This window comes from Mesorhizobium sp. PUT5 (genome assembly GCF_052216645.1).
Classification (GTDB): domain Bacteria; phylum Pseudomonadota; class Alphaproteobacteria; order Rhizobiales; family Rhizobiaceae; genus Mesorhizobium.
Genome location: NZ_JBQOSO010000003.1, coordinates 2101082 through 2122294, shown reverse-complemented (window position 1 = coordinate 2122294; position 21213 = coordinate 2101082). Strand labels below are relative to the sequence as shown.

Sequence of the window (21213 nt, the reverse complement as noted above, 5' to 3'; positions counted from 1 at the left end):
CAGCCTGCCCGTGGCGGGCCTGCCCTTCCCTGCTGGCTTCCCGGACGGCGGGCGACCCGTTGAAGCGCCGATCGACTGGGGGTTTGTCGACCGGCGCCCCGATACAGGACGGCCGCCGCCCGGGAACTCGTAAAGCGGAACGTCGGAAATCGTCAGGAGATGCTCGACGCGGGTTCCGTCACACCCGCCGGCCGGCCCCTTTCAATCTCCGGCGTCATCCGCCGGAAAAGCGCTCCTTGCCCGTTTCAGTTGTTCCTGGCGGGCGCGCCGGTGTTCTGGCCGGCCTCGCCCGCGAAAGCATGGCCGAACAGCGCGCCGAAGCCGCGTGCCACGCCGGTGTCGACCGTAACGGCCGCGCTCATGCCGGTGCGCACGGCAACGTCCGAATCCGGGTCGTCGAGCTTCAGATAGACCGGGATACGCTGCGTGACCTTCACCCAGTTGCCAGTGGCGTTCTGTGCCGGCAGCAGCGAAAATTCCGCGCCCGTGCCCGCACCGACCGCCTGGATGGTGGCCTTGAACGTCTTGCCGGGATAGGTATCCAGCTCCACGTCGGCCTGCTGGCCGGGCTTCATGTGAGTGAGCTGCGTCTCCTTGAAATTGGCTTCTATCCAGGTGTCACCGGTCTCGACCAGGGCGAACAGGGGCGTTCCCACCGTCACGTACTGGCCGACCTTGAAGGAGGACGCCTGGTAGATGATGCCGTCGCCGGGCGACCGCACCGTGGTCTGGGCCAGGTCGTAGGCCGCCTTGTCGCGCGCGGCGAGTGCGGCAAGCACGGACGGGTGCTGGTCGGTAACGATATCCGGATTGCCGCCGAGCGCAGCCTTGGCGCTCTCTATGCCCTGGTTGGCCACCGCAAGCTGCTGCTTGGCCTTGTCGAGGTCGTTGCGGGCCTGGTCCAGCGACGAAGTCGCGCTGATGCCCTTCTGCGCCAGATCGGCGGCCCGGCCATATTGGGATTGCGAGAAATCGACCTCGCTTTGCGCCGATTTTTCCTGGGCCAACGCCTGATTGTAGGCGGCGCGCAATTGCTCAACGTTCAGGCGTGCGGCGGCCAGGGAGGCATCAGCCTGCGCCAGGGCAATGCGGTAGGGCTCCGGGTCGATGACGAACAGTTCGTCGCCCTTCTTCACCACCTGGTTGTCGGAAACGTCCACCTTGACGATGCGGCCGGCGGTGTCGGCGGCGATGGCTACCTTGGCCTGCCGCAGATTGGCGTTGTCGGTCTCCTCATAGCGGCCACCGGTCACCCAGAAATAGGTGCCGCCCACCGCCAGAAGCAGCGGCAACGCCAGCATGAGGGCGAAGCGGCCGGTCCGGCGCTTCTTCTTTTTGGGTGAGGGTGCAGGGGTTTCCTGCACGGCAGCGGGCATAGCCACGGGCGCCGCCGGCTGCGCCGGGGCTTCCATCTCCAGCTTTAATGCCGCGTCCTCGTCTATCTTGGATACCGCATTCATGACGCTACGCTTTCCGTAACCTTGGGCTGTTCGCACGACGGTGTCTCGCCGTCCGAAAGGTTGTCTATGACGCGAGAAAGCCCCTCCACCAGGGCGCGGCGCGCCTCCGCCGACAGGCCTGCCAGAGCTTCCTCGTAAACTTCGCCGGCCAGGCTCTTCACATGCGCATAGGCGTCACGCGATTTGGCCGTGGGATAGATAGTGCGCACCCGGCGGTCCGTCGCATCGGCGCGACGCTCGATCCAGCCGCCCTCCTCCATGCGGTCGATCAGGCGCGAAACGCTGATCGGCTCGATTTCGAGCAGCTCGGCCAGACGGGCCTGGGCCACGCCCTCTTCCTTCGCCACGCGCACCAGCAAGCGCCACTGCGCGGCAGAAAGGCCGAAGCCGCTGGCGCGCGCCTCGAAGCGCCGGCGCATCAGCCGCGCGGCGTCGTGGAGCAGAAAGCCAAGCCTATCAAGACCGTCGGAAACCATGAGCGGCATATATAATAAGCGTGCTCATCATTCAAGTTTCCGCGCCGCACAATTGCCATGCAAAAATGCATGGCTGCCATGCAAGCTTCCCGTCGGAACTCGACCGCCGCTCGCCGGCAGCGGCGAAAAACCGGCGGCAGGCGAGTTTACCAGGCAAGTGCTTATTGACTCCGTCGTGGCGGATGCTTATTTCACTGCAGCGTTAGCACTCACCCGTGGCGAGTGCTAACGAGGTCCAGCCTCGCTGGACGGAGGGAATCCTTTCTCATCATTTTGACCGAGGAAATCAAATGGCAAAGTCGAAGTTCCGCCCGCTTCATGACCGCGTGGTCGTTCGCCGGGTCGAGTCGGAAGAGAAGACTGCCGGCGGGATCATCATCCCCGACACGGCCAAGGAAAAGCCGCAGGAAGGCGAGATCATCGCCGTCGGCTCCGGCGCCCGCGACGAAAGCGGCAAGCTGGTTCCGCTGGACGTGAAGGCCGGCGATCGCGTGCTGTTCGGCAAGTGGTCCGGCACCGAGGTGAAGCTCAATGGCGAAGACCTTCTGATCATGAAGGAATCCGACATCATGGGCATCATCGGCTGATCGAGCCCTTCCACCCGCACCTCAATCTGAATTTCGGGCACAGCGCCCAGGAGCTCAACAATGGCTGCTAAAGACGTAAAATTCTCCCGTGACGCCCGCGAGCGCATGCTGCGCGGCGTCAATATCCTCGCCGACGCGGTGAAGGTCACGCTCGGCCCCAAGGGCCGCAACGTCGTCATCGACAAGTCCTTCGGCGCCCCGCGCATCACCAAGGACGGCGTTTCCGTCGCCAAGGAAATCGAGCTGGAAGACAAGTTCGAGAACATGGGCGCCCAGCTGGTCCGCGAAGTCGCTTCCAAGACCAACGACAAGGCCGGTGACGGCACCACCACCGCGACCGTTCTGGCCCAGGCCATCGTTCAGGAAGGCCACAAGGCCGTTGCCGCCGGCATGAACCCGATGGATCTCAAGCGCGGCATCGATCTGGCCGTTTCGGAAGTCGTGGCCGACCTCGTCAAGAAGGCCAAGAAGATCAAGACCTCCGAGGAAGTCGCCCAGGTCGGCACCATCTCCGCCAACGGCGAGAGCGAAATCGGCGAGATGATCGCGCAGGCCATGCAGAAGGTCGGCAACGAAGGCGTCATCACCGTCGAGGAGGCCAAGACCGCCGAGACCGAGCTTGAAGTCGTCGAAGGCATGCAGTTCGACCGCGGCTACCTGTCGCCCTACTTCGTCACCAACCCGGACAAGATGGTTGCCGAGCTGGAAGACGCCTACATCCTCCTCCACGAGAAGAAGCTCTCCAACCTGCAGGCGATGCTGCCGGTCCTCGAGGCCGTCGTTCAGACCTCGAAGCCGCTGGTCATCATCTCCGAGGACGTCGAAGGCGAGGCTCTGGCCACGCTGGTCGTCAACAAGCTGCGCGGCGGCCTGAAGATCGCTGCCGTCAAGGCGCCCGGCTTCGGCGACCGCCGCAAGGCCATGCTGGAAGACATCGCCATCCTCACCGGCGGTCAGGTCATCTCCGAAGACCTCGGCATCAAGCTTGAGAATGTCGGCCTGAACATGCTCGGCCGCGCCAAGAAGGTGTCGATCTCCAAGGAGAACACCACCATCGTCGACGGCGCCGGCAAGAAGGCCGAGATCCAGGGCCGCGTTGCCCAGATCAAGCAGCAGATCGAGGAAACCACTTCCGACTACGACAAGGAGAAGCTGCAGGAGCGTCTGGCCAAGCTCGCCGGCGGCGTTGCGGTGGTCCGCGTCGGCGGCTCGACCGAAGTGGAAGTGAAGGAGAAGAAGGACCGCGTCGACGACGCGCTCAACGCGACCCGCGCGGCCGTTGAGGAAGGCATCGTCCCCGGCGGCGGCGTCGCGCTTCTGCGCGCCACCCAGGCGATCAAGTCCGAAGGCGCCAACGCCGACCAGGCTGCCGGCATCAACATCGTGCGCAAGGCTCTGCAGGCTCCGGCCCGCCAGATCGCGTCCAACGCCGGTGCGGAAGCTTCGATCATCGTCGGCAAGATCCTCGAGAACAAGAGCGCGACCTACGGCTACAACGCCGCCAAGGACGAGTATGGCGATCTGATCGCGCTGGGCATCGTCGACCCGGTCAAGGTCGTTCGCACCGCTCTGCAGGACGCTGCTTCGGTTGCCGGCCTGCTGGTCACCACCGAGGCCATGATTGCCGAAGCGCCGAAGAAGGAAGCTGCCGGCGGCATGCCCGGCGGTATGCCCGGCGGCATGGGCGGCATGGGCGGCATGGATTTCTAAGAAATCCGTCGCGAAAGAACTGGGAAGGGCGGCTGCAGAGCCGCCCTTTTTCTTTGGGACCACAGCCCCGGAGCCGGAAGGGAACCATGCGCCGCCCACCCACGTTTTCCCGGCTTCACAGGCGGCCGAAGGAGCGATCCGACGCAAGCCGAGGGCACCAGACGCCCTTTGCACATCGATTTGCGTAAGAGGCTTTTTCTATTGAACTCTGCTCGCTATGCGTGAATCTTCATCTGGTTCATGAACTTACGGAACCCTTTCGCGTCAGCCTCGTTTGTCTTGGCCACGTTAACCAGGAGATGCGAAATGGTGAACAAGGATCAGGTTTCCGGCGTTGCCAAGCAGGTCAAGGGCTCCGTCAAGGAGGCGATCGGCAAGGCCACCGGCGACAAGGGCACACAGGCCGAAGGCATGGCCGACAAGGCTGCCGGCAAGGTGCAGAAGACCTATGGCGACGCCAAGCAGAAGATCAAGGATTCCTTCTGATCCTGCCGAAGGGCAGCCGAAAGTCCGGGGCGGCCGCAGAGCCGCCCTTTTCCATGGCGGGCCTGTCTCCTCTCAAGCCGGCAGGGCGCGGCTGAAGGCGTCGGTGAAGACGACGTCGCCATGCGCGCCCGCCGCCTCGCCCAGCACCACGTCCATCGCCGAGGAGGTGATGCGCGCCAGCGCGAAACCGCCCATGAACGCGGCCTTCGGCTTGAAGACGTCCAACCCGTCACGCTGGTAGATCATCGGCGTCTGGTGCTGATGGCCGTGGAAGATGCCGACAACGTTGTAGCCGTGCAGCGTCGCCAGCAACGCCTGCCGCTCCGCCTCGCTCCACCAGTGCGGCTGGCCCGAGCCCTCGTCGTCGAATGTGGATCTTGCCGGGTCCCATCTTTCCGTCGAGAAAGCGTCCCAGCCATAGTGCTGGAAGATCACGACCGGGCGCCCGTCCGCGGCGTAGGCGGCCAGATTGCGCTTCAACCACGGCAGGCTGCTGGGGGCGCCGTGGCCGGTGTCGCCGGCGAAGCGGTGGGTCTGTACCAGATGCAGGCCGCCCCAGTCCCAGGAATAGCAGTCGGAATCGGCGTCGTAGTCGTTGGCCGGCACGGGCGGCTTGAAGAAGACGCCGGGACGGTGGTTGATCTCGACATAGTCGCGCATTTCGCGCCGATACCAGTCGACATGCGGCGCCGGACCGTTCTGGTCGAGGTCATGGTTGCCGAGCCCCACATAGACGGGAAAATGCACCCTGTCGTCGCCGACGCCCTGCTGGTAGCGCTGGCTGAACTGGAGAAGCTGGGTGCCTTCGCTCGGCTGCGTCACCTGTCCGCCGCCGTCGTCCGTCATGTCGCCGCCGACGATGATGCCGAGCGGCGTGCCGATGCGGCTGCCGGCCCCTCGCAAGCCGGTTGCCACGCCGCCTATCGCGGCCGGCCACTGCTTGTCGGCGATGCCGTTCAGCGCCGCCACGTTGCGCAGCAGGTTGGCGTCGGTCTTGCCTTCCTTCTGGCAATTGGGGCTGAGGCCGCCGGCCATGCGACAGGCATGGACATCCGCGACGAACAGGAAGGTGGCATCTATGGGCAACACCTGGCCGGCCGCCCGGGCTCGCTCCGGCCACGGCAGCGCGGCCGATGCCGCCATTCCGGCTAGCCCGGCAAGGACGCTGCGGCGGGGGAGAACGGTTGCGGAAGAAGGGCTCATGGCGGCCATTTCAGCATGGGTCCGGCCTGTCCGTCCAGTTCCGCGGCACGCTCGACGCCCTGAAACGATTTGCATCGGCCGCCGGGGTAATCTTCGCTTGAAGCCCGTTGTGCAACGCGGTAGGCCGGTGCCGAAATATTGAACGGAGACAGGCTCGTGAGCGCTGAAAAGACCAGAATCGAAACCGATACGTTCGGGCCCATCGAGGTTGCCGCCGACCGCTACTGGGGTGCCCAGGCGCAGCGCTCGCTCGGCAATTTCAAGATCGGCTGGGAAAAGCAGCCGGCCTCTATCGTGCGCGCGCTGGGCATCGTCAAGCGCGCCGCCGCCGAAACCAATATGGACCTCGGCAAGCTCGATCCGGCGCTGGGCAAGGCCGTCGTCGAAGCCGCGCAGGAGGTCATCGACGGCAGGCTCAACGACCACTTCCCGCTGGTGGTGTGGCAGACAGGTTCGGGCACGCAGTCCAACATGAACGCCAACGAGGTGATCTCCAACCGGGCGATCGAACTGCTCGGCGGGGTCATGGGCTCGAAGAAGCCGGTGCACCCCAACGACCACGTCAATATGAGCCAGTCGTCGAACGACACCTACCCGACGGCCATGCACATCGCCTGCGCCGAGCGCATCGTCCACGACCTGCTGCCGGCGCTGAAGCACTTGCACGCCGCGCTCGACGCCAAGGCCAAGGCCTTCGACCATATCGTCAAGATCGGCCGCACCCACACGCAGGACGCCACGCCTCTCACGCTCGGCCAGGAATTCTCCGGCTATGCCGCGCAGGTAGCATCCTCCATCAAGCGCATCGAACTGACGCTGCCGGGCCTGTGCGAACTGGCGCAGGGCGGCACGGCCGTCGGCACGGGCCTCAACGCGCCGGTCGGCTTCGCCGAAAAGGTCGCCGAGCGCATCGCCGCCATCACCGGAATCCCGTTCACCTCGGCGCCGAACAAGTTCGAGGCGCTGGCCGCGCACGATTCCATGGTGTTCTCGCACGGCGCCATCAACGCCGCCGCCGCCGCCCTGTTCAAGATAGCCAACGACATCCGCTTCCTCGGCTCCGGCCCGCGCTCGGGCCTCGGCGAACTGTCGCTGCCGGAGAACGAGCCCGGTTCGTCGATCATGCCGGGCAAGGTCAACCCCACCCAGTGCGAGGCGCTCACGCAGGTCTGCGTGCAGGTGTTCGGCAACAACGCCGCGCTGACCTTCGCCGGCAGCCAGGGCCATTTCGAGCTCAACGTCTACAATCCGCTGATGGCCTACAATTTTCTCCAGTCGGTGCAGTTGCTTTCCGACGCCTCGGTCTCCTTCACCGACAATTGCGTGGTCGGCATCGAGGCGCGCGAGGACAACATCAAGGCCGCGCTCGACCGTTCGCTGATGCTGGTGACCGCGCTCGCGCCGACCATCGGCTATGACAACGCCGCCAAGATCGCCAAGACCGCCCACAAGAACGGCACGACGCTGCGCGAGGAGGCCGTCGGCGGCGGCTATGTCAGCGAGGCCGACTTCGACCGCTTGGTGCGGCCGGAGGACATGACCCATCCGGGATAGACCGCCAGAATGCAATATTAAGTGAACGATGCGTTATCGAATTCGCATCTTTGGTGAACAGTGGAGATGGTATATTTAGTGGGCATCGCAACTCCTGGAGAGATCACATGTCCACTATCCCTTCCGCCGCCGGTTCCGGCGTCACCAACGCCCCGGTCGTCGTGCTGGCCGGACGCGTGCTTCTGTCGATCCTGTTCATCATCGCCGGTTTCGGCAAGCTGACCTCGCTTGCCGGCACCGCCGGCTTCTTCGGCAGCATCGGCCTGCCCCTGCCGATGGTAACTGCCATCGTCGTCGGTCTAGTCGAACTGCTCGGCGGGCTTGCCGTGCTGTTCGGCTTCAAGACCCGCATCGCCGCGATCGTGCTGGCCGTCTTCACGCTGGCCGCCACCGCCGTCGCGCATCTGGACTTTTCGCAGGCAGGCAACGCACTGATGCTGCAGAAGAACCTCGCCATCACCGGCGGCTTCCTGCTGCTTGCCGTTCTGGGTGCCGGCCGTCTTTCGATCGACAGCCGTCTGGGCGACTGACCCGACGTTTCGGGGTTATTTTCAGGAGAAAGGCGCGATCTCGCGCCTTTTTTCGTTGGCGCGGACGCTACTTGGCAGATGTGCTCGGCCCGCCCTCCACCGCCAGGGACAGCTTGCGGCCGGTGACCTTGGCCAGTTGTGTCAGCCGGCCGGCCGGCCGCTCTCCATATAATCCGGCAAGGTCCGAGGGAATGACCAGCGCCAGCCGGTCGCCGCCGAACCTCTCCCAGCGCAGCCGCGGCATCACCCCCGGCATGGCTGCCGTCAGCAGATAGACCACGCGCATCATCGCCGCCAGGATGCGGGCGCGCTCCAGGTTGCGCGGTCCGGCCAGTGCGCGTAGTTCCGCCACGGACTCGTTGAACACCCCCTCGTGCCGGAACAGGTTGGTCAGCGCCAGAAAGGCACGGCCGGGATGGTCGACGCCGATGAAGGAGGCATGCGCGATGATGTTGAGCGATTGGGTGCCCCGATATTCGGGATGCGCGCGCCAGCCGATGTCGGCCAGCAGGCAGGCCGCCTGCCGATAGCGCGCTTCGTCCGCCGTCTCCTCGATGCCGAAGGTGGCGAACGCCTTGCCGGACCATTCGACCAGTTCCCGCGCATGCGCGACAGAGCGGGAGCGCAGCCGCGCCAGTTCCTCGGCCGCCGAGATCAGCGGGTCGACCTTCTGCTGCTCCGCATCGAGAAGGGAATAGAGGAAACCTTCGCGCACGCCGAAACCCGAGACGAGGATCTTCGAGGGCTGCATGGCCCTGATGATCTCCTGCATGACGATGGCGCCGTAGGGCAGCAGCGAACGGCGATTCTTCGAAACCCCTTCGATGCCCTTGATCTTTTCCACCTCTCCCTTGGCCACCTGCCTGAGGAAGGCGACGGCGCTTTCCGTCGAAATCTCGTAGCCGTGCATGACCTCGAGCGGATAGTTCGTCATCTCCATGTGCAGCCGCGCGAGATTTCGCCAGGTGCCGCCGACGGCGTAGAACGGCTTGCCCTTTCCGCTTGCCAGCACCTGCGCGCGCGCAACTTCCCGACGCGCGATCGCGGCAGCGGCAGAGAGCGAGCCTCCCGCCATGTCCTGGAGCCGGAGGCCGCCCAGCGGCAACGTGATGCCGTCGCCGACGGAGGTTCCATTCACCTCGACCAGTTCCAGGCTGCCGCCGCCGAGATCGCCGACGACACCGTCGGCCGGGTGGAAGGAGGAAATGACGCCGAGCGCGGAATAATACGCCTCCTGCCGGCCCGACAGGACGCGGATCGGCGTCTGCAGCACCTTCTCGGCCCGATGGATGAAATCCTGCCCGTTTTCCGCCTCACGGGCCGCCGCGGTCGCAAGCACGTGAACCTGTTCGGCCCCCGCCTGATCCGACAGGGCGCGGAACCTGCGGAATTCGTCCATCGACCGCGTCACCGCCTCGGGATCGAGCCTGCCGGTGGAGACGATGCCGCGCCCGAGGCCGGCCAGCATCTTCTCGTTGAACAGGACGGTCGGCGAACGCGCCAGCCCCTCATAGACCACGACGCGGATCGAGTTGGAGCCGATGTCGATGATCGACAGCGGCCGGCGGTCCTGAAGTCGACCCTGCGAGCCTGCGGGCATCAACCGGCCGTCGCGCTGTGCTTCTTGCGGCGCATGAACTGCGCGATACGCTTCGGCGCGTGCGACTTCAGTGCATCGCCCCGTCCAGACAGGCTAGGATTCGTCATGAAATATTCCTGCGCGTTGAACGGTTCTTCTCCCTCGTCCGGAACGATCCGGCGCGAGGTGCCGTCAGCCAATACTTCGAAACTTTGCTGGTTGTCCACAATGTTGCCCAGCATGATCTGGTCCAGCACCTGGGCGTGCACCGTAGGATTGGCGATCGGCACCATCGTCTCGACACGGCGATCGAGATTGCGCGGCATCATGTCGGCGGAGCTGATGTAGACGATCGCCTCGTCCGAAGGCAGGCCATGGCCGTTGCCGAAGCAGTAGATGCGGCTGTGTTCGAGGAACCGGCCGACGATCGACTTCACGCGGATGTTTTCCGAAAGCCCCGGCACCTGGGGGCGCAGACAGCAGATTCCGCGCACGACAAGGTCGATCTCGACGCCGGCGCGGCTTGCATCGTAGAGCGCGTCGATAACGGTGGGATCGACCAGGGAATTCATCTTCATCCAGATGCGCGCGGGCCTGCCGTTGCGGGCATGCCCGATCTCGTCCTCGATATGGCCGAGGATGCGGCTTCTCAGCGTGTAGGGCGAAAGCGCGATGCGCATTTCGCCGGTGGGCTCGGCATAGCCGGTGATGAAGTTGAAGACCTGCGAGACGTCGCGGGCGATGTGCGGATCGGTGGTGAAGAAGGACAGGTCCGTATAGATGCGCGCGGTGATCGGATGGTAGTTGCCGGTGCCCAGATGCACGTAGTTGCGCAGCCGCCCGTCCTCGCGGCGCACCACCAGCGACATCTTGGCGTGCGTCTTCAGCTCCAGGAAGCCGAACACCACCTGCACGCCGGCGCGCTCAAGATCGCGCGCCCAGCGTATGTTGGCCTCCTCGTCGAAGCGGGCCTTCAGTTCCACCAGCGCCGTCACCGACTTGCCCGCCTCGGCCGCATCGATCAGCGCGCGCACGATCGGGCTGTCGTTGGAGGTGCGATAGAGCGTCTGCTTGATGGCCACCACCTCCGGGTCGGCCGCCGCCTGGCGCAGGAACTGCACCACCACGTCGAACGATTCGTAAGGGTGGTGGACGACGATGTCCTTCTCGCGGATGGCGGCGAAACAGTCGCCGCCATGCTCGCGGATGCGCTCGGGAAAGCGCGGATTGTAGGGCGTGAACTTCAGGTCGTCGCGCGCCACCGCCACGAATTCCGAAATCTGGCTGAGCGCCAGCGGCCCCGACAGCACGCTGACGCGATTGCCCGAAACGCCGAGTTCGCCCGCCACGAAATCACGCAGCTCCTCGGGCATCGACCGGTCGAACTCGATACGGATGACCGAGCCGCGCCGCCGCCGCTTCAGCGCCGTCTCGAACAGGCGCACCAGATCCTCCGATTCCTCCTCGACCTCGATGTCGCTGTCGCGGATGATGCGGAAGGTGCCGGCGCCCTTGACCTCATAACCGGGGAACAGCTTGCCGATATAGAGCCCGACCACTTCCTCCAGCGGGATGAAGCGCACCGTGTCCTTGCGGTCCGGCAGGCGGATGAAGCGTTTGAGGGCCGGCGGAAGCCGCAGCAGCGCGCTCATCATCTCGCCGTCCTTGCGGTGGCGCAGTTGCAGGGCGATCGAGAAGCCGAGATTGGGAATGAACGGGAACGGATGCGCCGGGTCGATCGAAAGCGGCGTCAGAACCGGGAATATCTGCTCCTGGAAATGCTCCTCCAGCCACGGCCTTTCGTCCTTGGTGAGTTGGTGGCCGGTGATGCTGGCGATGCCTTCCCGCTCGAGCAGCGCCATAAGGTCGGACAGGCTCTTCTGCTGGTCCTCCTGCAAGCGCTGCACCTCGCGCAGCAGGTGTTCGAGCTGCTGCTCCGGCGTGCGGCCGTCCGGGCTCCTGAGCTTTATGCCCTGCCGCACCTGTCCCGCGAGGCCGGCCACCCGAACCATGAAGAACTCGTCCAGATTGTCCGCAGAGATCGACAGGAAGCGCACGCGTTCCAAGAGCGGATGGTTGGCGTTGTGCGACTCCTCCAGCACGCGCCGGTTGAATTGCAGCCAGGAGAACTCCCGGTTGACGAAGCGATCGGGATTTCCGCTCACTTCAGCGGCCGTTTCGGCGGCGGTGAATTCGGCCTGCACCGGCTTCAGTTCGGTCATAATGCTGCTTCTCTCCAGCGTGCGCCGTTTATCCGGCTCAACTTACCCTCTGACACGCTTTCGCGACAGTTTCATTTCGGCGATCTTGCAAACGCGCCGCTTATGTTCCAAACGCATCGGAACGAAGCGAGACGGAGACGACGATGGCCGGCGAGTCCATCCCCCATTTCCAGAACGACGCGGGACATGCGGCGATCGAGATCGGCGTGAAGGAATTCATGTGCGTAGGCGCCACTCCGCCCCAGGACCATCCCCATGTCTTCCTCGACATGGGCGCCGACGGCGAAAAGATCTGCCCCTACTGCTCGACGCTGTATCGCTATTCGCCGGCGCTCAAGGCGACCGAGACCGTCCCGCCGGGCTGCCTCTACATCGCGGTCCCCGTCTGAGCCCGCGCCGGCATCCGGGACGAGGATGGGCACGGACGAACGGCCGATCCTGATCGCCGGAGCCGGCGTTGCCGGCCTCACCGCCGCACTGGCCTTTGCCCGGCAAGGCTTTCAGGTCCGCATCTTCGAGCGTGTGCCCGAGTTGGAGCCGGTCGGTGCCGGGCTCCAGCTCTCGCCCAACGCCGCCCGCATATTGCGCCGCCTAGGCGTGCTTGACGCCATGGGACCCGTCGCGGTGCGACCGGGTGCCGTGGTGCTGAAGGACGCCGCTTCGCTGCGCGAGCTGGCCCGCGTGCCGCTGGGCGAGGCCGCCGAACGGCGCTGGGGCGCGCCCTACCTCGTGGCGCACCGCGCCGACCTCCAGAAGGCGCTGCTCACTTGCGTCGGCGCGGAACCGGCCATCGAGCTCGTGCTGGGAGCATCCCTGCAAAGGGCGGAGACGAGTTCCGACGGTGTGAACCTGTCCATCGAAGCCGGCGGCAGTCCCCTTCGGGCGCAAGGCGTGCTGCTGGTCGGAGCAGATGGGGTATGGTCGACGGCCCGCGGCTTCGTCGACGGCCGCCACGGCAAAAGCCGCTTCGCTGGCGAACTGGCCTGGCGCACCACGGTGCCGGCGCAAAGTCCCGCGGGCGGGATCGTCAGCCGCCTCGGCGGAGCCGGCCACGTCCTTGCCTTCCTGCATCCGGGCTTTCACCTGATCGCCTATCCGGTCAGCGGCGGGGCGGCCTTCAATCTCGTCGCCTTCACGAAAGGCGAACGTATCGCGGAAAGCTGGTCCGGCGAGGCCGACCCGGAAATCCTGTCGCGCGCGATGCGCGGCACGGCGCCGGAGCTTGCCCGCCTTGCCGGCGAGGCCGCGCCGTGGCTGGCCTGGCCGCTGCACACCGTAGATCCCCGCCGCCCATGGACCCTGCACGGCGGCATCGCCCTGATCGGCGACGCCGCGCATGCCATGACGCCCTTCGCCGCCCAGGGCGCGGCCATGGCCATCGAGGATGCCGAAACGCTGGCCCATGCCGTGGCCGCCGCGCGGCACGGTCCGGCCAACGCGCTTGCAGGGTGGGAGCGGGACCGGAAACCGCGCGTGGCCAAAGTGGCGCGGCGCGGCGCGCTCAACCATCTGGCCTGGCATGCCGCCGGACCCGTGGCGCTGGCGCGGGACCTTGTCCTCAAGCTGCGGTCGCCGGACAGCCTGGCGGCCGATCTCGACTGGCTCTATGGCTGGCGCGCGCCCCAGGACGTTGGATAGCCCCTGTCCGTCATGCCTCTTCGAGGCTCGTTACACTCGCCTCGAAGAACCGGTCCGGACCCCTGGAGCTGTTCCGCTTTTCTCCGAATCGCGAAAACGCTCTATCTTGTTGTTTTTACGCAATTCCGGACGGAAAACCGGTTCCCGCTTTCCTGGAATTGCTCTAGTGCAGGATCTGGCTGAGGAACAGCTTTGTCCGCTCGTGGCGCGGATGGTCGAAGAACTCGGCCGGCGTGTTCTGCTCGACGATCTGCCCGGCGTCCATGAAGATGACGCGGTTGGCCACCTTGCGTGCAAAGCCCATCTCATGGGTCACGCACAGCATGGTCATGCCCTCTTCGGCCAGGCCCACCATGGTTTCCAGCACTTCCTTGATCATCTCCGGATCGAGCGCCGATGTGGGCTCGTCGAACAGCATGATGCGCGGGTTCATGCACAGCGAACGGGCGATCGCCACGCGCTGCTGCTGCCCGCCCGAAAGCTGGCCCGGATATTTGTGCGCCTGCTCGGGAATCTTCACGCGCTCCAGGAAGTGCATGGCGGCTTCCTCTGCCTGCTTCTTGGGAACCTTGCGCACCCAGATCGGCGCCAGCGTGCAGTTTTCCAGGATGGTGAGGTGCGGGAACAGGTTGAAGTGCTGGAACACCATGCCCACCTCGCGGCGCACCTCGTCGATCTTCTTCAGGTCGTTGGTCAATTCCTTGCCGTCGACGATGATCTTGCCCTTCTGGTGCTCTTCCAGCCGGTTGATGCAGCGGATCATGGTCGACTTGCCGGAGCCCGAAGGCCCGCAGATGACGATCCTCTCGCCGCGCATCACCTTCAGGTTGATGTCCTTCAGAACATGAAAGTCGCCATACCATTTGTGCATGCCGATGATGTCGATGGCCACGTCCGTGTCGGACACCTGCATCTTGTTGGTGTTGACCTTGATCTCTTCCGCGCTGACGGCATTTTCCGTGGCCATGGGCCGTTTTCCCCTTCGTGTCTGCCTATCTCTTATAGCTCGTGTCGAGCCGGCGTTCCATGAACATCGAATAGCGGGACATGCCGAAGCAGAAAATCCAGAAGATCGCCGCGGCGAAGACGTAGCCGGTCTTGGCCGTCTGCGGTGTCGCCCAGGTCGGATCGCCCGAAATATTCTGTTTCACCACGCCCAGAAGATCGAACATCGAGATGATGAGAACCAGCGTGGTGTCCTTGAACATGCCGATGAAGGTGTTGACGATGCCCGGGATGACGAGCTTCAGCGCCTGAGGCATGATGATGAAGCCCATCTTCTGCCAATAGCTGAAGCCCAGCGAATCGGCCCCCTCGTACTGGCCCTTGGGAATCGCCTGCAGGCCGCCGCGGACGACCTCCGCCATATAGGCCGAGGCGAACAGCGCCACGCCGATGAGCGCGCGCAGCAGCTTGTCGAAGCTCATGCCCGGCGGCACGAACAGCGGCAGCATGAAACTGGCCATGAACAGCACCGTGACCAGCGGCACGCCGCGCACCGTCTCGATGAAGATCACCGACAGCAGCTTGACGATGGGCATCTGCGAGCGGCGCCCCAGCGCCAGAATGATACCGAGCGGCAGCGACACCACGATGCCGACATAGGACAGCACCAGCGTGACCATGAGGCCGCCCCAGACCGGCGTCTCGACATAGGGCAGCCCGAAGGCGCCGCCGACCAGCAGGAAGAAGGCGACGAACGGGAACACACCGAAGAACAGGATAGCGTTCAGCCCCTTGTAAGGCACCTTGGGGATGAGCAGCGGCGCCAGCAGGGCCACGAAGATCGCCCCGGTCAGGACAACGCGCCAACGTTCCTCGAAGGGATATCGGCCGAACATGAACTGGCCGATCCTGCCGCTGACGAAAGGCCAGCACGCGCCCGACCATCCGGCCGGCAGCTGCCCGCCCTGCTCCGTCGTCAGGCAAGCGGTCCGGTCCGCGCCGACCCACACCGCACTGAAGAAAACCCAGTTCAGCACCTGCGGCACGGCCCAGGCGAGCAAGAGCAGGCTGGCCAGCGTCATGGCGGCATCTGTCGGCGTCGCGAACAGGTTCTTGCGAATCCAGGCGCCGGGACCGACCTGCGAACGGGGCGCAGCCTCGGCCAGGACCATTTCGGTGCGCACCCAGGACATGTCATGTTCGTCCATGGCTCACCTCTCCTTCAAGGCCATCTTGGCGTTGAACCAGTTCATGATCAGCGACGTGGCGATGCTTATGCCGAGATAGACGATCATGAAGATGACGACGACCTCGATCGCCTGGCCGGTCTGGTTCAGGATCGTGCCGCCGACCGCATAGAGGTCGGGGTAGCCGATCGCCACCGCCAGCGAGGAATTCTTCGTCAGGTTCAGATACTGGCTGGTCAGGGGCGGGATGATGATGCGCATGGCCTGAGGGATGACCACCAGGCGCAGCCCCGTCCCCCGCCGCAGGCCGAGCGCGGAATAGGCTTCGGTCTGCCCCTTCGGCACGCCCAATATGCCGGCGCGCACGATCTCGGCGATGAAGGCTGCGGTGTAGAAGGACAGGGCCAGATAAAGCGACAGGAACTCGGGCTTGACGTTGATGCCGCCCGTCAGGTTGAAGGTTCCTTTCTGCGGATACTCGACGGAAACCGGCAGGCCGGCCAGAAGGAACGCAAGAAGCGGCAGGCCGACGATGAGCGCCAGGCTTGTGAGGAAGACGGGAAACCGCTGGCCTGTCGCCATCTGCCGGGCCTTGGCGCGGCGCGCCACGTACCAGCTCAACGCGATGGCGACGACGAAGCCGGCGAACACCAGCCACGATCCGGGCCCCCACATCAATTTCGGGAAGTAGAAGCCGCGATTGTTCAGATAGGAGCCGGCAGGCAGGGACAGACTGTCGCGAACGCTCGGCAGAAGCGCCAGCACACCCTGATACCAGAACAGGATCACCAGCAGCGGCGGAATGTTGCGGAACAGTTCCACATAGGCCGTCGCCAGCTTGCGGATGAGCCAGTTGTTCGACAGGCGTCCGATACCGACGAGGAAGCCCAGTATGGTGGCGGTGACGATACCCGCCGCGGCGACGGCGGCGGTGTTCCAGATGCCGACCAGCAGCGCCCGGCCGTAGGAATCGTCGGACGTGTATTCGATGAGCCGTTCGGAGATATCGAAACCGGCGCGCCCGCGCAGGAATCCGAACCCGGTCGCGATGTTGGAGCGGTGCAGGTTGTCGATCGTATTCTGGACGATCCACCATATGCCGAGCGCGAGGGCAACGACCAGAACCAGTTGGAAAACGAAGCCCCGGACTCTCGGGTCGTAGATCAGGGACGCTCTTGCAGGTGCGTCGTGGATAGCCTCTTGTGCCACATGGTTCCCCTTACCGTGACGTCAACCCGGCGGCCTGTTCTTGTTGTGGCTCGCCGGGCAAGGAGGCCGGAGAGGGCACTCTCCGGCCTGGCCGGGCCGATCAGCGGATCGGCATGCCGTATTGCAGGCCGCCCTTCGTCCACAGGGCGTTGATGCCGCGAGCGATCTTGAGCGGGCTGCCGCTGCCGACGTTGCGCTCGAAGATCTCGCCATAGTTGCCTGTGGCCTTGACGATATTGACCACCCAGTCGTTGCTCACGCCGAGATCGGTGCCGATCTTGGTTTCGGCCTCCGAGCCGAGCAGGCGGCGGATGTCGGGATTGTTGCTGTTCTTCATCTCGTCGACATTGGCCTGCGTCACCCCCGCCTCCTCGGCGTTAAGCAGCGCGAAGTAGGTCCAGCGCACGATATGGAACCACTTGTCGTCGCCCTGGCGCACGGACGGGCCGAGCGGCTCCTTCGAGATGATCTCGGGCAGCACCACGTGGTCGTCCGGCGACGACATCTGCAGGCGCACGGCGTAGAGACCGGACTGGTCGGTCGTGTAGGCGTCGCAGCGGCCGGAATCGTAGGCGGCATTGGCCTCCTCGAACTTCTCGAACACGACAGGGTTGTATTCCATCTTGTTCCCCCGGAAATAGTCGGCGAGGTTGAGCTCCGTCGTCGTGCCGGCCTGCACGCAGACTGCGGCGCCCGAGAGCTGCAGGGCCGAATTGACGCCAGGCAGCTTCTTGGCGTTGATCATGAAGCCCTGGCCGTCATAGTAGGTCACCCCGGCAAAGTTCAGGCCGAGCGCCGTGTCGCGGTTGATGGTCCATGTGGTGTTGCGCGAAAGGATGTCCACTTCGCCCGACTGCAGGGCCGTGAAGCGGTCCTTGGCGCTGAGCCCGGTGAACTTGACCTTGGTGCCGTCGCCGAAGACGGCGGCCGCAACCGCGCGGCAGAAGTTGACGTCGAGGCCGGTCCATTCGCCCTTGTCGTTCGGCGCGGAGAAGCCGGCGAGGCCGGTGTTGACGCCGCACTGGATGAACCCCTTGGCCTTGACATCGTCGAGCGTGTCCGCCGAGGCGGCCGCTGCCATGAAACCGAACGCGGCCGCCCCCAGAATGCCGATTGCAATATTCTTCATCACCCACAGACCCTTTTCTGTTGTTCAGGCAAAACCCTGTTTTTTTCGTGTGAACGCAGCCAAACGTCCCCGGCCCACTTCCGAAGCGCGGCGAAATCTGCCGTTGAAAGGCTACCTCCCATTCACGGTACGTATCGAAGGCGATTATTCAAAGCAGGTCAAGAAAAATGACCAAACCGATAGCCGCACCGTATCAATCCGGCTGCCCGACGGTTCAGCCGCCTGGCCCAGCCCTATCCGCGCCGCTGGCGTGGCGGGTGCGGTTGCGCGGTTTGCGCCGCCGCACTATCCCATTCTTTTCCCATGGGGCACGCGATCATGACGAAGAACGACAGGCAGCAGGGCACCAACACGCGGCTGGCGCATGCCGGGCATGACCCTCATGGCTATTTCGGCTTCGTAAACCCACCGGTGGTGCATGCCTCCACCGTGCTCTATCCCGATGCCGCCACGATGGTCTCGCGCAAGCAGAAATACACCTACGGCACGCGCGGAACGCCGACCACCGACGCGCTGGCACAGGCCATCGACGAACTGGAAGGGTCCGCCGGCACCATCGTGGTTCCCTCCGGCCTCACGGCGGTGACTATCCCGCTGCTCGCCTTCGCCGCGGCGGGCGACCATATCCTCATCACCGATTCGGTCTATCACCCGACGCGGCATTTCGCCGACACCATGCTGACGCGCATGGGCGTGGAGGTGGAGTATTACGATCCTCACATCGGTGCGGGCATAGCGGGCCTGCTCAGGCCCAACACCAGCATCGTCTTCACCGAATCGCCGGCCTCCAACACCTTCGAGGTGCAGGACATTCCGGCCATCGCAAAGGCCGCGCGCCAAGCCGGCGCGGTGGTCATGATGGACAACACCTGGGCGACGCCGCTCTATCTCAGGCCGCTCGACCACGGCGTGGACATCTCCATCCATGCGGCGACGAAATATCCGGGCGGCCATTCCGACGTGCTGCTCGGCACGGTCTCCGCCAACCAGGCGTGTTGGGAACGGCTTCACGAAGGCTTCGTCACGCTGGGCTGCTGCGCCGGGCCAGACGACGTTTATCAGGTTCTGCGCGGCCTGCGCACCATGGGCGTGCGCCTGGAGCACCACCGCAAGAGCGCTCTGGAGATCGCGGGCTGGCTGGAAGGCCGGCCGGGCGTTGCGCGCGTGCTCCACCCTGCCCTGCCCAGCCATCCGGACCATGCATTGTGGAGACGCGACTTTTCCGGTGCCAGCGGCGTCTTTTCGATCGTGCTGGACGGCGGCGGGCAGAAGGAGACGCACGCCTTCCTCGACGCGCTTGAGATCTTCGGCCTGGGCTATTCCTGGGGCGGCTACGAGAGCCTGGCGGTGCCGGTCTTCCTGGGCGACCGCATCATCGCCAAGGGGCCTTACGAAGGCGGCCTGATCCGCCTGCAGATCGGGCTGGAGGACGCCGAGGACCTGAAGGCAGACCTGGAAAGGGGTTTGGCCGCGGCGGCGCGCTGAGGGGCCAAATCTTCGGGCCGAAGGGCCCGAGCCTGGATCGGGACTCTCAAGGTCCTAACCGCCTCTGCCATCATAGGCCTGGTCCGTCGCGCCGGCCGGCGCTCTCGCGCGCGCCGCAAGATACGCCTTCAGCGACTCGATCGCCGCGGGCGACCAGCCGTCCGCGCCCGCGACCGCGACCCAGGCATCGACATAGTGCTCCGGGGCATAGACATGGCCGTAGCCCATCGGCGTTCCGGTGGCCACCGCCATGTCGAGCGCCAGTTGCAGCATGGTCACCACCGGATACCATTTCAGTTCCGAAGAGACATCCGGGCCGCGCGGGGCCTCCAGCCAGGCCGGCCGGCGATAGAGATCGCGATAGTCGAAGAAGACGATCGGATCGCTGGCATATTGCAGGTAGACGATGCGCATCGGGCCCCAGGGCGAGCCGGGAGGAACCGTTCCTCCGGCCTGGTTCATGAAGCGGAAGAGGCGCCCGTCCCTGTATTCGGGCAGCCATTCGGGCGAGCCGGCGTTGCGGGCGTCCGTCACCGAGCGCCAGATCCTGCTTGCGAATGGCGGGCCGCTCCACAGCGCGCCGTCAACGGGGTCGCCGATCATCTCGAAGAGGTCCATCGATTTCTCGGAATTCATCGCACCGAGGCTGAGCCCCTGGAGATAGAGCTTCGGCCGGCGGTCCCTCGGCAGGCCGGTCCAGTAACGGTAGATCTCCCGGAAAAGTGCCCGGGCCGTTTCGCTGCCATATTCGGGTTGCACCAGGAGCGACAGCGGACTGCTCAAATAGGAATATTGCACCGCCACGCTGGCCGTATCGCCGTGGTGGAGATATTCGACCGGGTCCATGGCGGCCGGATCGACCCAGCCCGTCCCGGTCGGGGTGATGACGATCAGGATCTTGCGCTCGAAGCCCCCTGCCCGCTTCAGTTCCTCCAGCGCCAGTCCGGCGCGGGCCTCGGCCGTGTCGGCGGCGCGAAGGCCGACATAGACGCGAACGGGCTCCTTCGCCGGCTGGCGGGTGAAACTGCCGATCTCTTCGGCTGTGGGCGCCGAAGCGATGAATTCGCGGCCGGCGCGGCCAAGCTCGTTCCATCTTATCAGCGAAGCTGCGCTGCCGGTCTTGTTCGCATCGGTCGGCTGCGGACGCTCGGGCTCGATCAGGGCGTCATATTCGCGATAGGACGAATCGAGCACGCGAAAGACGGTGTTTGCCAGCAGATTGTTGCCCAGGGACCAGAACAGGACGGCGGTGAGGGCGAGGCCGGCCAAGGTCGCAACCCGCCTGGGCAGGAAGGACTGCATGCGGCCGGTTGAAAGGCGGGCCGCCAGGCCGAACAGGCGCGCGATCGCCAGCAGCACCGAGAATGTAACCAGCGCGATCACGCTCAGCTTCAGCGGATGCACGCTTTCGACCGGCTCCATGCCCATCGCCATGCGCACCGCGTTCTGCCATTCCGTCGCCTGCCGGAGAAAGACGATGGCCACGCCGATGCAGCACGCCAAAATCACCATATTGGCGACACGGCGCAGCTTCCCCCCCGGTTCGGGCAATTCCAGATAGGCCCAGACCCGGCGGCAAAGGACGCCCATCCCGTAACCGGCCGCAAGGCACGAGCCGGCCAGGATCCCCTGGGTGAGATAGCTTCTCGGCACGAGTGTCGGCGTCAGCGCGGCCGCAAAGAACAGGATGCCCAACGCGGCTCCGACGCCGGACATGGATTCCGCTCTTCGATGGAGGACTGTCGCCAGGTGCGCGCCGAACCGCAATTTCGCATGCCTTTCAAATCTTGACCGGCCGGCGGAGCCCGGCGGG

The 21213-nt window shown here is 64.9% G+C and carries 19 protein-coding genes; 9 read left to right on the top strand and 10 right to left on the bottom strand.

Translation table 11 applies throughout. The annotated features are described in order from the left end of the window. Nucleotides 1-245: 245 nt before the first annotated feature. Both ACTDI4_RS11895 and ACTDI4_RS11890 read right to left on the bottom strand, forming a co-directional pair. Nucleotides 246-1460, bottom strand: a complete 1215-nt coding sequence (locus ACTDI4_RS11895; RefSeq protein ID WP_442841342.1) for an HlyD family secretion protein — start codon at nt 1458-1460, stop codon at nt 246-248. Continuing rightward, complete coding sequence (locus tag ACTDI4_RS11890) at nt 1457-1936, bottom strand: MarR family winged helix-turn-helix transcriptional regulator (RefSeq protein WP_442841341.1); 480 nt, start codon at nt 1934-1936, stop codon at nt 1457-1459. The genes ACTDI4_RS11895 and ACTDI4_RS11890 overlap by 4 nt, the downstream gene beginning before the upstream one ends. Nucleotides 1937-2226: 290 nt before the next feature. Between ACTDI4_RS11890 and groES the strand changes: the two genes are divergently transcribed. From groES to ACTDI4_RS11875, 3 genes are all read left to right on the top strand, one after another. Then, nucleotides 2227-2523: a co-chaperone GroES gene (groES, locus tag ACTDI4_RS11885; protein ID WP_442841340.1), complete on the top strand. Its 297-nt coding sequence runs from the start codon at nt 2227-2229 to the stop codon at nt 2521-2523. A 60-nt stretch (nt 2524-2583) separates the two neighbouring features. Further along, nucleotides 2584-4233, top strand: a complete 1650-nt coding sequence (groL, locus tag ACTDI4_RS11880; protein WP_442841339.1) for a chaperonin GroEL — start codon at nt 2584-2586, stop codon at nt 4231-4233. Between the two features lie 306 nt (nt 4234-4539). Beyond that, nucleotides 4540-4719 (top strand): CsbD family protein, encoded by a 180-nt coding sequence (locus ACTDI4_RS11875; protein ID WP_442841338.1) that lies wholly within the window; start codon nt 4540-4542, stop codon nt 4717-4719. Between the two features lie 72 nt (nt 4720-4791). Here the strand turns inward: ACTDI4_RS11875 and ACTDI4_RS11870 are convergent, their stop codons facing one another. Beyond that, complete coding sequence (locus tag ACTDI4_RS11870) at nt 4792-5931, bottom strand: metallophosphoesterase (RefSeq protein WP_442841337.1); 1140 nt, start codon at nt 5929-5931, stop codon at nt 4792-4794. A gap of 147 nt (nt 5932-6078) precedes the next feature. Between ACTDI4_RS11870 and fumC the strand changes: the two genes are divergently transcribed. Together fumC and ACTDI4_RS11860 are read left to right on the top strand one after the other, a co-directional pair. Further along, nucleotides 6079-7476, top strand: coding sequence for a class II fumarate hydratase (gene fumC / locus ACTDI4_RS11865; RefSeq protein ID WP_442841336.1), 1398 nt, complete (start codon nt 6079-6081; stop codon nt 7474-7476). 107 nt (nt 7477-7583) lie between these two features. Then, entirely contained in the window at nt 7584-8006 is a 423-nt protein-coding gene (locus ACTDI4_RS11860) for a DoxX family protein (RefSeq protein WP_442841335.1), read from the top strand. Nucleotides 8007-8073: 67 nt separating this feature from the next. Here the strand turns inward: ACTDI4_RS11860 and ppx are convergent, their stop codons facing one another. Both ppx and ACTDI4_RS11850 read right to left on the bottom strand, forming a co-directional pair. Continuing rightward, nucleotides 8074-9606, bottom strand: a complete 1533-nt coding sequence (gene ppx / locus ACTDI4_RS11855) for an exopolyphosphatase (protein WP_442841334.1) — start codon at nt 9604-9606, stop codon at nt 8074-8076. Next, nucleotides 9606-11807, bottom strand: coding sequence for an RNA degradosome polyphosphate kinase (locus ACTDI4_RS11850; protein WP_442841333.1), 2202 nt, complete (start codon nt 11805-11807; stop codon nt 9606-9608). Before ACTDI4_RS11850 ends, ppx begins: the two co-directional genes overlap by 1 nt. 143 nt (nt 11808-11950) lie before the next feature. Between ACTDI4_RS11850 and ACTDI4_RS11845 the strand changes: the two genes are divergently transcribed. Together ACTDI4_RS11845 and ACTDI4_RS11840 are read left to right on the top strand one after the other, a co-directional pair. After that, on the top strand, nt 11951-12196 hold the full coding sequence (locus tag ACTDI4_RS11845) for a zinc-finger domain-containing protein (protein ID WP_442841332.1): 246 nt from the start codon (nt 11951-11953) through the stop codon (nt 12194-12196). A 25-nt stretch (nt 12197-12221) separates the two neighbouring features. Beyond that, nucleotides 12222-13445 carry an FAD-dependent monooxygenase gene (locus tag ACTDI4_RS11840; RefSeq protein WP_442841331.1) on the top strand — a complete coding sequence of 408 codons (1224 nt, stop codon included), beginning with the start codon at nt 12222-12224 and terminating at the stop codon, nt 13443-13445. A 163-nt stretch (nt 13446-13608) separates the two neighbouring features. Here ACTDI4_RS11840 and ACTDI4_RS11835 read toward each other — a convergent pair whose 3' ends face one another. The 4 genes from ACTDI4_RS11835 to ACTDI4_RS11820 form a co-directional block, all read right to left on the bottom strand. Next, entirely contained in the window at nt 13609-14412 is an 804-nt protein-coding gene (locus ACTDI4_RS11835; RefSeq protein WP_442841330.1) for an amino acid ABC transporter ATP-binding protein, read from the bottom strand. Between the two features lie 25 nt (nt 14413-14437). After that, nucleotides 14438-15598 (bottom strand): amino acid ABC transporter permease, encoded by a 1161-nt coding sequence (locus tag ACTDI4_RS11830; protein ID WP_442841329.1) that lies wholly within the window; start codon nt 15596-15598, stop codon nt 14438-14440. A 3-nt stretch (nt 15599-15601) separates the two neighbouring features. Then, nucleotides 15602-16786, bottom strand: coding sequence for an amino acid ABC transporter permease (locus ACTDI4_RS11825; protein ID WP_442841328.1), 1185 nt, complete (start codon nt 16784-16786; stop codon nt 15602-15604). Nucleotides 16787-16886: 100 nt separating this feature from the next. Continuing rightward, nucleotides 16887-17915 carry an amino acid ABC transporter substrate-binding protein gene (locus tag ACTDI4_RS11820; RefSeq protein WP_442841327.1) on the bottom strand — a complete coding sequence of 343 codons (1029 nt, stop codon included), beginning with the start codon at nt 17913-17915 and terminating at the stop codon, nt 16887-16889. On the opposite strand from ACTDI4_RS11820, the gene ACTDI4_RS11815 reads away from it, so the two are divergent. Both ACTDI4_RS11815 and ACTDI4_RS11810 read left to right on the top strand, forming a co-directional pair. Then, entirely contained in the window at nt 17866-18237 is a 372-nt protein-coding gene (locus ACTDI4_RS11815; protein ID WP_442843444.1) for a hypothetical protein, read from the top strand. The genes ACTDI4_RS11820 and ACTDI4_RS11815 overlap by 50 nt on opposite strands. After that, the gene (locus tag ACTDI4_RS11810; RefSeq protein ID WP_442841326.1) at nt 18234-19400 is read left to right on the top strand and encodes a cystathionine beta-lyase; all 1167 of its coding nucleotides are present in this window, start codon (nt 18234-18236) and stop codon (nt 19398-19400) included. The genes ACTDI4_RS11815 and ACTDI4_RS11810 overlap by 4 nt, the downstream gene beginning before the upstream one ends. 54 nt (nt 19401-19454) lie before the next feature. Here the strand turns inward: ACTDI4_RS11810 and ACTDI4_RS11805 are convergent, their stop codons facing one another. Then, nucleotides 19455-21116, bottom strand: a complete 1662-nt coding sequence (locus tag ACTDI4_RS11805) for an alpha/beta hydrolase (protein WP_442841325.1) — start codon at nt 21114-21116, stop codon at nt 19455-19457. Nucleotides 21117-21213: the final 97 nt, after the last annotated feature.